At 54.0% G+C, this 15919-nt stretch carries 16 protein-coding genes; 3 read left to right on the top strand and 13 right to left on the bottom strand.

Going from position 1 to position 15919, the window contains the following annotated elements; translation table 11 throughout:
* Positions 1–19: 19 nt before the first annotated feature.
* Positions 20–985, bottom strand: coding sequence for a nuclease-related domain-containing protein (locus LOS15_RS08250; protein WP_263069509.1), 966 nt, complete (start codon positions 983–985; stop codon positions 20–22).
* 176 nt (positions 986–1161) lie between these two features.
* Positions 1162–1563 carry a lysozyme inhibitor LprI family protein gene (locus LOS15_RS08255; protein ID WP_263069512.1) on the bottom strand — a complete coding sequence of 134 codons (402 nt, stop codon included), beginning with the start codon at positions 1561–1563 and terminating at the stop codon, positions 1162–1164.
* A 576-nt stretch (positions 1564–2139) separates the two neighbouring features.
* On the opposite strand from LOS15_RS08255, the gene LOS15_RS08260 reads away from it, so the two are divergent.
* On the top strand, positions 2140–3219 hold the full coding sequence (locus LOS15_RS08260) for a PA0069 family radical SAM protein (RefSeq protein WP_263069513.1): 1080 nt from the start codon (positions 2140–2142) through the stop codon (positions 3217–3219).
* A gap of 38 nt (positions 3220–3257) precedes the next feature.
* A complete protein-coding gene (locus tag LOS15_RS08265) occupies positions 3258–3551 on the top strand; it encodes a winged helix-turn-helix domain-containing protein (protein ID WP_263069514.1) in 294 nt (97 codons plus the stop codon).
* On the opposite strand, the gene LOS15_RS08270 is transcribed toward LOS15_RS08265, so the two are convergent.
* The 4 genes from LOS15_RS08270 to coxB are packed head-to-tail and all read right to left on the bottom strand — an operon-like array spanning position 3472 to position 9736.
* Positions 3472–5775, bottom strand: coding sequence for a heavy metal translocating P-type ATPase (locus tag LOS15_RS08270; RefSeq protein WP_263069516.1), 2304 nt, complete (start codon positions 5773–5775; stop codon positions 3472–3474). The two genes, LOS15_RS08265 and LOS15_RS08270, sit on opposite strands and share 80 nt — an antisense overlap.
* Positions 5776–5790: 15 nt before the next feature.
* Positions 5791–6135 (bottom strand): hypothetical protein, encoded by a 345-nt coding sequence (locus LOS15_RS08275; RefSeq protein ID WP_263069517.1) that lies wholly within the window; start codon positions 6133–6135, stop codon positions 5791–5793.
* A 17-nt stretch (positions 6136–6152) separates the two neighbouring features.
* Positions 6153–8678 (bottom strand): cytochrome c oxidase subunit I, encoded by a 2526-nt coding sequence (gene ctaD, locus LOS15_RS08280; RefSeq protein WP_263069518.1) that lies wholly within the window; start codon positions 8676–8678, stop codon positions 6153–6155.
* On the bottom strand, positions 8675–9736 hold the full coding sequence (gene coxB / locus LOS15_RS08285; RefSeq protein ID WP_263069519.1) for a cytochrome c oxidase subunit II: 1062 nt from the start codon (positions 9734–9736) through the stop codon (positions 8675–8677). The genes ctaD and coxB overlap by 4 nt, the downstream gene beginning before the upstream one ends.
* 36 nt (positions 9737–9772) lie before the next feature.
* Here coxB and LOS15_RS08290 point away from each other — a divergent pair, with 36 nt between their 5' ends.
* A complete protein-coding gene (locus tag LOS15_RS08290) occupies positions 9773–10231 on the top strand; it encodes a DUF2231 domain-containing protein (protein WP_263069520.1) in 459 nt (152 codons plus the stop codon).
* A gap of 36 nt (positions 10232–10267) precedes the next feature.
* On the opposite strand, the gene LOS15_RS08295 is transcribed toward LOS15_RS08290, so the two are convergent.
* From LOS15_RS08295 to LOS15_RS08325, 7 genes are all read right to left on the bottom strand, one after another.
* The gene (locus LOS15_RS08295) at positions 10268–10693 is read right to left on the bottom strand and encodes a CopD family protein (protein WP_263069521.1); all 426 of its coding nucleotides are present in this window, start codon (positions 10691–10693) and stop codon (positions 10268–10270) included.
* Positions 10694–10774: 81 nt separating this feature from the next.
* Positions 10775–11656, bottom strand: a complete 882-nt coding sequence (locus LOS15_RS08300) for a DUF2797 domain-containing protein (RefSeq protein ID WP_263069522.1) — start codon at positions 11654–11656, stop codon at positions 10775–10777.
* Positions 11640–11924 (bottom strand): YeaC family protein, encoded by a 285-nt coding sequence (locus tag LOS15_RS08305; protein ID WP_263069524.1) that lies wholly within the window; start codon positions 11922–11924, stop codon positions 11640–11642. Before LOS15_RS08305 ends, LOS15_RS08300 begins: the two co-directional genes overlap by 17 nt.
* Positions 11925–11938: 14 nt before the next feature.
* Positions 11939–12787: a rhomboid family intramembrane serine protease gene (locus tag LOS15_RS08310; RefSeq protein ID WP_263069526.1), complete on the bottom strand. Its 849-nt coding sequence runs from the start codon at positions 12785–12787 to the stop codon at positions 11939–11941.
* Positions 12788–12994: 207 nt separating this feature from the next.
* Positions 12995–13981: a metallophosphoesterase gene (locus tag LOS15_RS08315; RefSeq protein WP_263069528.1), complete on the bottom strand. Its 987-nt coding sequence runs from the start codon at positions 13979–13981 to the stop codon at positions 12995–12997.
* Between the two features lie 2 nt (positions 13982–13983).
* A complete protein-coding gene (locus LOS15_RS08320) occupies positions 13984–14916 on the bottom strand; it encodes an NAD(+) kinase (protein ID WP_263069529.1) in 933 nt (310 codons plus the stop codon).
* 92 nt (positions 14917–15008) lie between these two features.
* Positions 15009–15878, bottom strand: a complete 870-nt coding sequence (locus tag LOS15_RS08325) for a carboxylate/amino acid/amine transporter (protein ID WP_263069531.1) — start codon at positions 15876–15878, stop codon at positions 15009–15011.
* Between the last annotated feature and the right edge of the window lie 41 nt (positions 15879–15919).

Genomic DNA, 15919 nt, shown 5'->3' on the forward strand with positions numbered 1-15919 from the left:
GAAAGCGCTTACAAAGAAATTACCCTTTTTCAGCAACCTCTTCTGCTTGAAAGAGCGTAAATTTATGATTACAGCTTCTGCAGGTAGCGGTATAGATTGGGCCACTTTTATTCACTACAACGGAGCGCGATTTACACTCAGCACAAGCAGGCTTCATCGGCGTGTTTTGGTGGCAATTCCCACAGCGGACGAAATAACCATACTTACCGTAGCGATCTTCCAGCATATGCGCTTCGCCGCAATGCCGGCACGATAATAGAGTTGAGCGTGGAGCTTCCACCACGACAGACTCTCGAACGGTATTTACTACATTTTCTTGAGTGGGCTGTGAGGGCTGGTAATTTTCCCTAGCCTCGGCATCCTGCTGAATTAAAAAGTCACCTATCGCTGAAAGCTCTCGTTCGTTGAAACGGGCACGCCCTTTCAATACCGACAACGAACCTAGCGAACCAATCAGCTTATTCACGTGCTCTACCACAAACTCTGACTTCACCGTAAGCTCGGATATTCTTGCTGGCATCTTCTTACGGTCTAAAATGGCAGAGCTTGAAACGGCACATAGTACATGCCACTCTCGCCCTCCCACTTGGCCTTGAATGCCGAGAATTTTCCGCACGAACTGCTCAACATTTGCGCGTAAGAGGTTTTTCAATAAGGCCTGCTGGAGTTCAGCTTGCCGCAAGGGAGACGGCATTCCACGCCACTCTCCGCGATAGCTGCGAGACCACTCCCCTTCAGCGTTCACATTAACTTCACCACTAATGCTCTTGGATTCAATGACGATAAAACCAAATGGATAAACTATCAGATGGTCGATCTGCGCGTTTTCCCCACAGTGCGTCAAACGCAAATCATTAAAAACAAGCACTTGATCGTTATCCCCAAATTCGCGGCGCAATTGAAACGCTACATCCTTTTCTTGCTGATAACCGTAACGGCTGCGTTTATCACTTGTCGCTAAGGCATCTTTTTCCTTCAAGATCACTGTATTTCTCTCCTTAGCCAAGCTTCAAGCGCGCTCCTTTGACCCACTCTAACTAACTACCCACCCGCTTGGCCTTAAAACCTAACGTTTACCCAACACATCCCTGACAAAAATATGAGCACCCGCACACCGCTGCTGATTAAAGCATCTCACATGTTATCTACGCATGTAGAAACCTACCACCCCAGCATACTCTCCAGCTCGGTAGCACGCTGTGTAGTTTCCCGCAAAAAGCATTCATTACTCACCACCTGGGCTAGCGTGCCGCCCGCTGTGGCGTAGAAATTGCAATTGGCGTCACGGTAATTGATCCATAGCCGTTGGGCGGCGAGCAACGCTTCGCGGCGCTCTTCAGAAAGCTCACTTCGGGCATCGCTGTAGGCTGTATTTAGCCGTGCATCTTGAACGACCATTTCATCAGCAATACAGTTAAGCATGTTCACGGTAACGCCACCGGAGGCATCCATGCATTTGCTGTAGCGAGCACTATATTCATCATCGGCGCTGCTTTGTGCAGCAGCCGTGAGTGCTAAAAACACACAAAGCACAAACGTCACTAACTGATAAATTTTCTGCATAAGTACTCTATATCAAGTGTAAGAACCAGCTCAGCGCTAATGAGCTGGCGATTCGTGCTGTCTATAAATAGCGCACCGCTGTGTCGCCTTACATGCTAAACAACAAGATTAATTAATTTTAATGAGATTATCATTATGATATGCGAGGAGCTAGTTTTTCTGGGTAATACTTTTGCTTATTGGGTATAGCGGCTAAATATTCGCCACTCAAAGGATCATCGAAAATGTTAATGACTGAGGCATATGAGCGGTAATGTGAAAGTCATTACTCCAGCATATGAAATGACACGCTAAAAAATGCCGAGAAATTACTTGTCCATTGCTGCGAACATATAATTCTTGGGTCACCGTAAAAGCGTACCGAAAACGTTCACACCCTATCAGCACGAGCTATCTATTCATCGCCTCCTTCTAAATTAGCCAGTGACACTGCACTACGGAGCACTACCTTCCTAAGCTCGTTTTGAAAGGCGAAAGGTAGTTGGTTTCCAAGACCGCCTAACTCTTGCCGCGCCTCGCCAACACTTTATACTGTACAAATAAACATACTCCTTATGATCACTCACGAGGTGGCAGATGACATCACTGGATCCCTCTCGCGCTACCGTGCACAAAGGGCGCGGTGCAACCTACGACCCGGATAATCGCTTTGCGCCCACCCGTAGCGTGGCGGAGGATGACGGCTGGTGGCAGGAAGAGGCCTCTACCTCGATGGCAACAGAAGTACGCGAGGAAGCCAGCAAAAGCGCGCTCTCCTGGAACAACTCGCCGGATTTGCCCTTTGATCGTTCGCTTAACCCTTACCGTGGCTGTGAACATGGCTGTGTCTACTGCTATGCGCGCCCCTCCCACGCTTATTGGGATCTATCGCCGGGGCTTGATTTTGAAACTAAGCTGATCGCCCGCAGCGGGCTGGTAGAGCATTTAAAAGAGGAGCTTTGCCACCCTCACTATGTTTGCCGCCCTATTAATCTCTCCGGCAATACGGACTGCTATCAACCCTTAGAAGCCACCTACCAAACCACCCGCCGCCTGCTGGAATTGCTGTTAGCTTGCCGTCATCCGGTGACGCTTGTAACAAAAAGCACCCTGGTGCTGCGGGATTTAGATCTCTTGGCAGAAATGGCCGAGCATCGCTTGGTGCGGGTGTTCGTGAGTTTGACCAGCCTGGACGTTCAACTAAAACGCACGCTGGAACCTCGCACAGCCTCGCCTCAAGCGCGTCTAAAAGTCATTCGTGAGCTTAATACCGCGGGAGTGCCGGTCGGCACCTTGGTTTCCCCCATCATTCCCGGCTTAACCGACCATGAGATTGAGCGCATCTTGGAAGCCGCCAGCCGTGCTGGTGCGCGCACCGCCACCTGGATGCTGCTAAGGCTACCCCATGAGGTCGCGCCGCTGTTTGAAGCGTGGCTCCACGCTCACTATCCAGAGCGCGCTGCCAAGGTGATGAGCCTGATGCGCCAGTGCCGAGGCGGCAAAACCTACGATGCTGCGTTTGGTAAGCGCTTTCGTGGCGAAGGCGTCTTCGCTGACTTGATCGCCCAGCGGTTTCAGCGCGCTAGCCGCCAGTGGAACATGCAGCCACGCACGGAGCAGGGGCTGAATACTCGCGATTTTAGCCCGCCACGAGCACAGGGGGATTTATTTGATTAGACTGCTGGCATACTCATTATTAAGAAGACGCCCTCTCTATGTCGCTCAGCAAAACAAAATCCAGCTTTTACCGCCGCCTTTACGTGGCCCACTTGATTGAGCAGGGCGTGGCCAGTGTCCCTGCTCTTATTGAAGCCACCGGAATGCCCAGGCGCACCGCCCAGGACACCATCACGTCACTCGGCGAGCTGGATATTGAGTGTGTGTTTGAAAAAGGCGACGGCGAGCGCCACAACATTGGCCACTACACCATTAAGCAGTGGGGTGCGATTGACCCGCACTGGGTGGCCTCGAATGCGGAGCGTTTGGGGCAAGCGCTGGGTTATCGTTAACGTCAACCGTTTCCGCCCACGCTAGCCTGGCCGCGTTGAGCGTAACGCTTAGTGAACTGGCCGCCATAGCCAGCACAGCCACCAACGGTGGAATCGCCATCAACACCACTAACCCAAGGGCGAGGATGTTATACAGCGCCGAAAATGCAAGATTTTGCACCATTGCCAGACGTGTACGCTTGGCAATGCGTAATAGCCGCACCACGCCCCCCACCCCTGGCATCAACAACTGCGCGGCGACGCCTTCCCGAGCAGCCTCGCTTGCCTGCATAGGGGCAACACCAACTCCTGCGGCAGCTAAACTGAGCGTATCGTTAACGCCATCTCCCACATAGAGCGTAGGGGACGGTAGCGCGGTTAATAGTTTTGCTTTGGCTTCAGGCGAGCGTTGCGCGTAGCACGCCTCTTTGGGCAGGCCAACCTGACGACCCACCCAACTCACCGGCCCCTGGCGGTCACCGCTGATCATCGCCAACCCATAACCTGAAGTTTGTAACTGCTGTATGGTTGCTTGGGCATCAGATACCGGCTGATCAGCTAGATATAGCGTGGCAAGCCAGCCTTGGCTATCAGCCACTACCACTTGAGAGGCAAAGTCGTAAGTGGGGTCTTGGGCGCTTTCAGGCAGGTCTTGGCCTTGCCGTTCAAGCTGCCTTCCCACCCATGCGGCGCTGCCTAAATACCACAGCTCACCGTTAGTAAACGTCACTCGTTGACCTTTACCAGGGTACTCTTCTAGCTGCTCTAAAAGCGCAACCTTATCGTTTGCATGGCTTTCAGGATTGCTTGCCCAACGCAGCAGGCCGTAAGCGAGCGGATGCTCGCTTTGTCCAACGACGGAACATAGCATTTTCTGAAAGTCAGCTTGTCCTTCGGGGTGACGCAAAGCGGCATGCAGAACGCTATGCTGACCAAGGGTTAGCGTGCCGGTTTTATCAAAAGCGATGACACGCACGTTAGCGAGAATTTCCAGCGCAGCGGGGTCGCGTAGGGCAACACCTTGCTGCATCGCTTGGCCGCTGCCTGCTAGATTTGCCAAGGGCACCGCAAGCCCCACCGCACAAGGGCAAGCCACTACTAATACGGAAAGGGCGCGCACCGCGGCTTCTTCCCACCCCACCCCCAACAGCAACGCAGCGGGCAACGTTAAAAATCCAAGTATGAGCGCAGCAGGGCTTAACCAAGCGGCAACCCGTTCGGCTAGGGTTTGTAGTTCGCCCTTTTGGGCCTGAAACCGACGCATTTGTTCACAAAGCTTATCCACCCGCCGCTGTCCAACCGGTGCGGTGACCCGCAGCGTAAGGGGTGCTGCCCCACCTAGATAGCGGCAGCCCGCATAAGCTTGCTGCCCCGTAGCAAAAAAGCGCGGCACGCTTTCGCCGGAGAGTGTCGCCGTATCTATCCAACCAGATGTTTCCAGCGTACCGTCCAGGGGAATTGTCTCACCTGGGGCCACATCTATTTGTGCGCCCAGGGCAATCTCTTCAACGGGTAAGGTTACCGGCTGATGATGCTGCCAGACAGTCACCTCCACGCTGGGTAGCGCTAGCGAATCAAAAGCTCTTAAACCCCGTTGCCGGCAAAAAGTTTCGACGAGGCGTCCCACCAAAAGCAGCACAATCAGCATCACGGCGGTATCAAAATAGACCTCTACTGAGCCCCACCATAAAAGCCACACTGACACCACTACCGCCCCGACAACCCCTAAACTGACCAGCACATCCATGCCTGGGCGCTTGGCGAGTAGCGTGCGCCAACCGGCTCGGTAGAATGGCAGGCCAGCGTAAAGCACAACGGGTAGCGCAAACGCACCAGAAATCCACGCCACTACGCTCTCTATCTGAACACTGGGCAGCGCACCGGCGTATATCAGCAGCGACGCCAGCATGGTCCACATGCCAAATATGGAGCCGACGATTAAACGAAGCGTCAGGTAGCGGCTCTCTTGCTCAAGGCGCGCATGGGCATCACCAACGGCCTCAAGCTCGGTTAACCGATAGCCAATTTTTGCTACGTGAGGTGCGAGCACCGCTAGTCGAATGGCGTCGGGCTCTCCTTTAATCCACACCGTGGCGGTTGGGTAGTGAACGCTAACCTCTGAAACTCCCACCTGGCGTTTTAGCACCCCCTCTACCGCCAATGCACAGCTCGTGCACCACATACCGTGGAGGGTATAAAGCGGCGCCTCAACGACGACTTCGCGCTGAGGTTGCTCTCTACGCATAGCGAAGCACAACCTTTACAAGCAAGGGGGCACACCCACGATAGGCAACGCGACAAATACAACGCTAAGTGCTGAAAACAGGTATAGCCCTGCCGACACCGCCGCATTGAACCGCGCTCGCCCTTGATGCTGTTTCGCGGCTTGGCAACATCCCCAGGTGAGGGCCACTAGCACAGCAGTCGTCAAGAGGCTAACCATTAGCAGCCCACCATTCAACAAGGTGAATACTCCCTGCTCCGGAGCGGGAGCTGCGGCGGAACAAGCAACGGCATGCCCTCCATAAACCGCGACAAACCAGATACACCACAGCGTCAAGCCAATCACAAAGTGAAGGGGATGGGTTAAACGTAAACGCGCCATGATAGTTTTCATTGTGCTTAGCCCCCTATCACGCGGGGCAGAACAGCGAGCGCCCCTATCAATATCCAGAAGGTAACCACGTTATAACGCCACAGCTGTACCACCACCGCAGGCTCAAAAGGCGCATGGACGCCGACATAGCCATACCCCACGCGTAACCCCTGCATCACGGTAAGAATCACCGCTAAGCCACCGTGAAATAGGGCGTAGATAAGGCCAACCAGCAACACCGCATCGTGGGTGGTTTGGGTAGGCGATAGGTCGGCCGCATACAGCGCCCAGCCCGTTAAGGCGACTTGCAAGGCGCCTAGTGCACCGGCTATGTAAAAGCCAGCACCCAAACCCGCATCACGCTGCTGGCGAAGGCCGCGTATCAGTGTTGCCATTACGCCATAGCCCGCTAACACAGCAATACCAGCGCTAGCCAAAATACTTAATGAGAGCGGCGGCACTGCTGGCATGCTCCAATCGGGCGATACTGTCCAGAGATAAAACCAGCCAAATAAATAGGAAAGGAAAAAGGAGCCGTTGGCGATTAAAAATGTGGCCATCGCCCAAACCCCAGGCCCGTCCATGGTTCGCGAATGAAGTGGCGGATCACCGGATGCCACAGCAGCGTCTGGCGCCGCTCTCGGGTGCGCGCCGTTCTCCCAGGACCAGCGCAGCAGGAACACCCCGGCAATCAGCACGAAGACGCCGGCCAGCGCATAGACGCGCACCAGCAGGCTGATACACACCACCGCCAGCGCCATGGCAGCAAACAGAGGCCACCAGGAGTTACCCGGCAGGTGAATGATTTCACGCACCTTTCCAGAGATAGGGTCGGTGCCCCACATCTCACGCCGCCCATGGGTGGCTACCGCCAGTGAGTGCTTCCCTTCCGCCATGGTGACAGGCAGGTTGGGGTCATCCCACAAGGGGTGACGGGTTTCGATTTTGGGCAGGCTGACGAAGTTGTAGGCGCTGGGTGGCATGGTGTTGGCCCACTCAAGCGTGTCGGCGTTCCATGGATTCTGCTTAGCCGGCTTACCAAAGCGAAAGTGCAGTGCAATATCCAACAGCACCATGGCAATACCTGCTGACATCACGAAACTGCTGACCGACGAAAGCAGGTTATAAATGTCCCAGCCCATCCCTGTGTCGTAGGTATAAACACGGCGCGGCATACCCAGCAGCCCCGTCCAGTGCATAATCAGAAAAGTACCGTTAAACCCCAGGAAGGTGAGCCAAAACCCCCAGCGGCCTAAATTTTCCGATGGCATACGCCCGGAAAATAGCGGCAACCAGTAGTAAAGCCCGGCAATTAGCGGAAAGAACATGCCGCCCACTAATACGTAGTGCATGTGGGCCACCACGAAGTGGGTATCGTGCACCTGCCAGTTAAATGGCACCAGCGCCAGCATCACGCCGGTTAAACCACCGCAAACAAAGATGATCAAGAAGCCCATCACCCACAGCATGGGCAGTTTCATTTTCGGCTTGCCCAGCCAAAGCGTGGCCAGCCAAACAAAGACTTGAATGGCCGTAGGCACCGCCACCAGCATACTGGCCGCCGAGAAAAACGCCTGGGCTAGCTGCGGGATACCCACGGTGAACATGTGGTGCACCCATAATCCAAAGCTTATAAACCCCGTGACGATAATGGCGAAGACCACCCAGCCATAGCCAACAATCGGCCGCCCGGCAAATACCGGGATGAGCGTGGAAACAATGCCCGCCGCAGGCAGAAAGATGATGTAGACCTCAGGGTGTCCAAAGAGCCAAAACAGGTGCTGCCATAAGATAGGGTCACCGCCACCGGCCACTTGAAAAAATGGCATGCCCACGGCACGTTCAAGTTCAAGTAGCACACTGGCTAAAATTAGCGGTGGAAAACCCACCACGATCATTAACGCCATGGCGAGGATATACCAGGCAAATAGTGGCATTTTGTGCAGCGCCATTCCCTGGGTGCGGGTACGCAAGATGGAGACGACAATTTCAACCCCTGCCGATAGCGCAGAGATCTCCACAAAGGTGATGCCCAGCAACCAAAAGTCTGAGCCTAAGTCGGGAGAAAATTCGCTGCTACTCAGCGGGGTATACATAAACCAACCGCTGGAGGGCGCCATCTCCAACACGAGGCTGGACATAAGGATGATGCCGCCAAACAAGTAGCACCAATAGCCTAACGAGGTCAGCCTTGGGCAGACCAAATCTCGCGCGCCGATCATCTTAGGAATCATATAGATCGCTAACCCTTCCAGCATGGGAATAGCGAACAGAAACATCATCACCGTGCCATGCATGGTGGTAACTTGGTTATAGATATCCGGCGACATGAAGTCTTGATCAGGCATCGCCAGCTGGGTACGTACCAGCATGGCAAGAATGCCGCCGATCAAGAAAAACACCATCCCCGTGACCATAAAGCGCAGGCCCAGAGTAGTGTGATTGACGATCGTTAGCGCTTTAAGCCCTTTTGGATTGCCCCAAATTTCGTGAAGGTCGTCATGTAATTGCTGTGGATCGTGCTTGATCGCTTCTTGGTTGACAGTACTCATGGGTTAAGGGTCTCCAACCAAGCACCTAGAGCATCCAAGGTGTCCGTGTCGATATCATCGTGGGCCGGCATGCTATTGCCCGGCTTTAGAGATTGGTGGTGTTTTAGCCACTGACTCACCGCCCCCTCTTCCATGGCCATAACGCCCGCCCCCACCGTGGCGCGGCTACCCATATCCGATAAGTTCGGCCCTGTGGTACCACTACTGATGCCCGCCACTTGATGGCAGCTAGCGCAATGCGTCATGAAGGCATCGCGCGCGTCATCGTGGCTGACGTTGGCGGCAGCTACTGCACTCAGCTGCTCTTCTTGGCGCGCTGCAAGCCATTCGTTGTACTCCTCGCGAGGAAGCGACTCAACATGAAGGTGCATATGGGCATGTCCAATACCGCACAGCTCCGCACACTGGGCGCCAAGCACTGCCGGGATATCAGCCTCAAGACGGATTCGATTCACCCTGCCGGGGATCATATCTACCTTCCCGCCCAAGCGTGGTATCCAAAAGGCGTGAATCACATCCGCGCCACTGACATGGAAGTCAACTGGCTCCCCCACCGGCATGACCAGATGGTTCGCAGTTACTACTTCGCCCCCTTCGGCGCCGGGGTAGCGCACCTCAAACCACCACTGATGGCCAATTACCTCAATCACCTCGGCTGAATCGTCAATCGCCAGCATCCGCTGCCCGGCAGGTACGCCAAACGCTAACAGTGCGATAATGCTAGACACGGGTAGCACTATGCCGCCACCAAGGATCCAGCGGCGAGCAATGCGGCGCTCCTGAACGGGAGTACGCGTGACTACTCGGGGTTTAAAAGCGTAAAGCCAGAGTGCTGTTACGGCGACAAGTACCACTGTGCCGAAACTCAGCATAATCCACCAAATCAGCGTCACATCGCGTGCAGCTTGCCCAGCGGGGTCTAGAATAGATTTATCGCCCGAACATCCTGCGGCTAAGCTGGCTGCGGCGAGTATCGCCACCAACGCTATTGAGTTGACCCGTTGACGCGATACGCGTTGAATATTTGCTGAGGCCGTGTAGCCGTCGCGATCCCTCATTTGCTATTTCCCTTTGTCTGCCCACAGGAAGTGACCATGGCACCAACGCCCCAACGATCAATTAAAAGCCGCGCTTCGCTGGCTGGCCACCCATTGCATCCCGTAATGATTCACTTTCCTGTCGCCGCCTTGATGGCCCTGGTAGCGAGCGACTTGGCTTACTGGTACACCAATGACCCTTTTTGGCTGCGCAGCGGCCTTTGGCTGGCGGGCGTAGGGGCGTTTGGTGGCTGGATTGCGTCGATCGCAGGGATTATTGACTTGGTAACCGTCGCGCGCATCCGTCGTCTGATTACCGGTTGGAGCCATGCTATTGTGGCGGTGGTGATGCTCTCCCTGGCGTCGTTTAACTGGCTGCTGCGCTTTAATGAACCTAGCGCCGTTCTGCCCTGGGGGCTTACTGTATCGCTTCTCACCGGCGCACTGATTGCGTTGGCTGGCTGGCTGGGCGGCCAACTGGTGTACGAGCACGCCGTGGGCGTGGATGTTGATTAGCAACCAGGAAGGATCAAAAAAGCTTTTCATAGGCACTTAGCTCCAGTCTAGGGGCTTAGCCAGCACAAAACCCAGTACCGCTAAAATACCCGCCAACGCTAGCAGAAAGACAAGCAGTATGGCGGGTTTCACCCCTTTATAAACGCCTAATTCCAAGCGTAAGATTAGCCAGCCAAAGCATCCGTGAGCAGCTACCATCGCCACCACAGCACCAAGTTTAAGAATTAACCAACCGCCCAACAGGCCATGCAATAGAAAAAGCAGCGTACCCGAGGCAATTGCAACAAGCGCGGCTGGCGTCGCCACCGAGTTGTAAAAAAATCGCGGCATGGGGGGAGCCCCCTGAGCGAAGCCAGCATCTTTACGAAGCTGAAGAGCATGACTAAGCAAAGCGGGTAAGTACAGAAGTGAACCGCACCAGATAACCAGCGCGGCAATGTGAAGCAGTTTTAGCCAGGGCATTGCGGCTTCCTTGCGTTGCTTAGGGCTTGGGTGATTTCACTCCACTAACCTTAGTCAACCCAAGCCGCTCTGGCTAGCCGTTTAACGTACCGTAATGTCGTAACCTGTGAATTTTCGTAGGTTAATAACGCCTGTATCAAACATCAGGTACTGTCCTTTCACTCCCTGCAGCACACCCTCCACGTGGGGGTTTTTATCAAAATTGTGCGAGATCACCTTCCGGGGGAAGGTATCGACGGGGTAGTGAAAGTGCAGTGGCTTTTCATCTAGCGCGCGCACTGCGTTTGCACCGTGAGTTTCGCGTAGCTGGTTGAGCCCATCAGCCAGCTGGTAGAAAAGCTGGTCGCGCTCGGCGACTAAATCCAACGGCTCCACGTCACCTTTAAGCATGGCGCGCCAGTTGGTCCGGTCGGCCACTTGCTCTTTGAACAGCATTTCGACAAAGCCAGACTGCTGACGTGTTTCCACCTCTAAAATGGGTAGCGCCTGAATGGCACCCTGGTCAAGCCAGCGAGTGGGCATTTGCGTCTTGCGAGTAATACCTACTTTTAGCCCCGATGAGTTGGCTAAATAGACAATATGCGGCTGAAAACAGTGCTTTTCACCCCACTCAGGCTCACGGCAAGTGCCTAGGTGATAGTGGCAGGTTTCCGGCTTCATAATGCACGTATCGCACTGGGCCAAGCGTTTAAAGCAGGGATAACAGTGGCCTTGAGCAAAGCTTTTTTTAGTCGCTCTACCGCAGTGGGTACAGGCAATGGCGCCGCTCCAGGTAAGGCTCAGCCGCTCGCCAATGCACTCGTTGAGCAGAAGACGCTGCTCACCTGCCCGCAGGTGATATACCACTGAGTCACCAGGGTTAGCAGGCAATGCCGCTGCCATTTTTGTCAAACACCCTTGCGCAGTGGGTGTTTGGGCTATCACTGACGGGGTAGAGAACAGACTATCAGTCACGCGTGGCATCCCGGGCGAGACCCGCCATTTCAGGGGTAACGCCAGCGCCTGTGGCACCCGCTCCACAGGTACGGCGCTCAAGGTAGCCAACACGGCTCTCTTCGGGCACGTTATTTTCCACCTCAAAACGCATGACGGCTTCAAGGCAAAGCTCTGTCTGCTCTGGCGTTAAGCGTCGACCGTCAGGCCACTTACGTAATGACACCGCTTGTTTAAGGCTTTCATAAATAGCAGGGGTCATTTGGTTGATCATTCGATCAAAAGTCATATCACTCATCGCAGGCTCCTCGCTCAGCGTTTTCTTCGTTTAGATGAATAATACCAGCCTGACGCTAACCCCACGAGCAGACCACCCAGGTGCGCCTCATTAGCCACGTTACCAAAGCCCACGCTCTCCGCGACGTCCATCATGGTAAAGACCATCCACCCCAACATAAACACGACCAGCATTTGGGGGACAAAAAAGCCGCTGCTGGGCACTCGGCGAGACATTAGCCAAACGTGGGCTAACAGGGCGTACACAACCCCAGACATGCCGCCAAACAGCACGGTGCCGGTTACATACTGCGCCAAATTAGCGCCTATACCGGCCACCAACAGCAGCAGTAACATCGTGCGGCTACCCTGGAGCTGCTCAATTTGGCGGCCGAAGTACCATACCCACATTAGGTTGAATATCAGGTGCATCCAGCCAAAATGCAAAAACGCAGGCGACAGCAACCGCCATACCTGCCCCGAAGCAAGCGTGTCGCCAAGCGAGCCGTACACCAGCTGCCCACCAGACACGCCCACTGGCACAATAGTAAGCGCCACCACCAGTAGGTCACCAAACACACCCGTTAACGCAAAGATTAACAAGCTAATACCGATCATTAAGAAAGTGACCGGTAACTGACGGCCCATAGCAATCATATTGCGAGACGCAGCGGGTTGGACTTTAGGGGAGTCAACGATCAGCGTCTCTCCGCGATCCCAACGTGCTACCAAACGCGTTAGCTCTGTGTGCTGGCGTGGATCTGCTACCCAAAGCAGCTGCCCATCAGCCTCATCGGTAATGCGGTGCCCAATGCGGTAGTGCCACAATGCCTTACGCAGTTCGCTTGTATCTGCACCTAGGGGTAAAAGCGTTACGGGATGCATGGCGACTTCCTTATTTGCATTTACGTATTCCCAGCGTCTGCAATCGGTTTGGCCAGCGTATATAAACAAAAAAAACCGGCGGAGGGGGCCGCCGGGTAAAAAGCAAGGGATCATTCAAGGGAACACTTACTCTGATAACCGGCAACAGGGTTAGTTCAGCAGTTTTGCAAAAAATATGTAACTGTATGTATATTTTATTAGCTTTACTTAATCAAAATCAATTTCCCACGGCTTAGGCTGCGCCCGCTCTTCTTTAGGCACTTGAATCCAAACGAAATGGTCGGCGTTCAACGTTTTTTCGCCACTCCAACGGTAGGCTACTAAGCGACCATATTTTACCGCACTATAATCCAGGCAGGCGATGTTATTAGTGGGCAATGCAGGAATCCCCTCGCACCAGTAGTGGCCAATAAATAGCGGTGGCTTCTCAGGGCCATAGTAGCTTAGCCGCTTACGCTCTTGGCGCGTTAGGCTGCGAGACTCCAAATCACCGGGGAGGTTATCCGGCTGGAAGACCACATCCCCCCACTGCTGTGGGTTAGCCGACCAAAAGTGCGCTCGAAAACTTTGCCGAGTGAACCCATCTCCTGAGTGTATGGCCACGCCAGGGGGTAGCGGTATATGAGTGCCGCGCGTCAAGCGATCTAGTATGCGAAACGCCTGGGTCGAAGCGTCGGTGGACTCAACCAAGAAGCGGCTGTCCATTCGGGCATCCGGAGCACGTGCCAAGAGTTGACTAATCAGCGCGTCATCCCAGCAGGCATGCACAACACGGATGCCGTCTAACTCTAGAAAGAGTGGAATCGTTTTAAACCACGCAAGCGTATCTTCCCACTCGTTGGTAAAGTCTCGGTATTGCGCCAGGGTGTCTTCAATAATTCGGTTATGCCGAGGGGTGTGCTCACGCAGCCAGCGTCGGTTACTTCCTGGTGGGGCTGGGTGCGTATAGGCCAGAGCATTATATTCGTGATTACCCATCACGATGTGGGCTTCGCCCTCCTCCACCATCCTTCGAGCAATGGTCACCGCTAGACGGATACGCGGGCCACGATCAATTAAATCTCCCAGAAAAATAACCTTTCTGCGCGGGTGACGGTATACCCCGCCGCGCTGGTGATAACCTAATTTTTCCAGCAGAGCCGCCAAGGTGGCGCCACAACCGTGTACATCACCAATTAAATCGTAACCCTCCATACTTAATCCCCTAACCGATTGCTCCAGCCAAGTTTGCTGCGTAACACTTCATAAAAATTGTGTCCAATAGGATGCACCAGTTGAACGCGTTCGGGCTTTCGCTTGATGACCAATAAATCATCAGGCTTCGCCACCGCCCGAGTTTGTCCATCGCAGCTAATATGGGGGTAGGAGTGATTTGTTTCCCCGATGTGAATGCGTATTTCGCTGGCCGCATCAATCACGATCGGTCGACTTGAAAGCGTGTGGGGAAACATGGGCACTAGCGTCACGACATCTAGCTTGGGATGCATAATCGGCCCTCCACCTGAGAGCGCGTAGGCGGTCGACCCGGTGGGGGTAGCAATAATTAGGCCGTCGCTGCGCTGGCTATAGACAAACTGCCCGTCAATAAACAGCTCAAACTCAATCATGCGTACCGCCTTGCCCGGGTGCACAACCACTTCGTTCAGCGCATCGCCATTTCCTACCGCGACACCGTTGCGGTAAAGCACTGCGTCAAGTAAAAAACGCTCTTCAATCTCAAACTCTCCCGCCAATACTTCACCCACACGGGTTTCAAGCTCAGCGGGTGAGATATCAGTAAGAAAGCCTAAACGCCCACGGTTGACACCCAGAATCAGTGTCCCACTACGGCAGAGGGTACGGGCAGCGCCTAATAAGCTGCCATCCCCCCCCACCACGATCACTAAATCACACAGCTCACCCAGCATGCGTCGGCTGGCCTCTGGCTGACCGTGGTCAGGCACGACAGTGGCTGTACGATCCTCAACCAATACTTTGTAGCCGTTAGCCACTAGGTAGTGAACCAGGCGCTTTAACGAGTCAACTACCTTATCGCTGCCCAAACGACCGATTAAGCCAATCGTTTTGAATGGCTTACCCTCTCGCGCAAGATCAACGGGTGCAGTATGTATCGTCGAAGTAGTAGGCATGGGCGACTCTCGCTAGCATCAGCCGACATTATGTAGAGTCGGGCGTTATCGAGCAAATAAGTCGCTCGCTTGGGTTTCTGACGTAATAGAAATTACGCTGCCACAGGCGTTCTGTGCTTTAACCACCATTGATTGAGCCAAAGTGAAGCCACCATGATCACTGCCCCTAATAACAATTTAGTGATATCAGCATCGCGGTTCCAAATTACCAGGTTAACGACTAACCCTGCCGGTACTAACGCATTGTTCATTACCGCTAGCGTCCCGGCATCCACCCTGGTCGCGCCCTGGTTCCAAGCGAAATAACCCACGCCTGAAGCCACTAAACCCAACCACGCTAATACGCCCCACTGTACGGTGTTGGTCGGCAAAGCAGCGGTGTTCCCAAACAGCAGGAACGCAGGTAAAGCAACCGCCATGGCACCAATAAAGAACCAGCCAAATACGCTATGCCAAGGCAGCGTTGGCGGCAGGTCGGCGGCCAAACGCCGATAACCTACTTGCCCAATGGCAAAGCAGAGGTTTGCGCCCTGTACCACTAAAAATCCTGCCCAAAAACCACTATCAATACCGTCGTATCGAATCACCCCCGCGCCGAGCACGGCCAGCACAGCAGTCACCAAATAAATGGGGGTAAAGCGGCCAAACATAAGATCATCCAGCAACGCTATATAGACAGGCGTAAAAATGGTGAAGAGCAGCACTTCCGGCACTGACAGCAGCAAAAACGACTGATAGAAGAACACATACATAACGCCCAACTGCACAGCGCCTAAGGCCATGAGTGCCAAGCGCTGCTTGCCGCGCAACAGGCTTGGGCGCAAAAAGGGAAGGAACACTAACATCGCCAAGGTAACCCGAACCAATACGGCGAAATAGCTATCTACTTGCCCTGCCAAGTAAACACCGATTAATGAAAACGAGAATGCCCAAAGCGCCGTCACCCCGACAAGATAGCTCATCGTAAACCTCTTTATATGTAAAAGTTGACGAGGATTATACG

The organism is Halomonas sp. 7T (genome assembly GCF_025643255.1).
Taxonomy (GTDB): Bacteria; Pseudomonadota; Gammaproteobacteria; order Pseudomonadales; family Halomonadaceae; genus Vreelandella.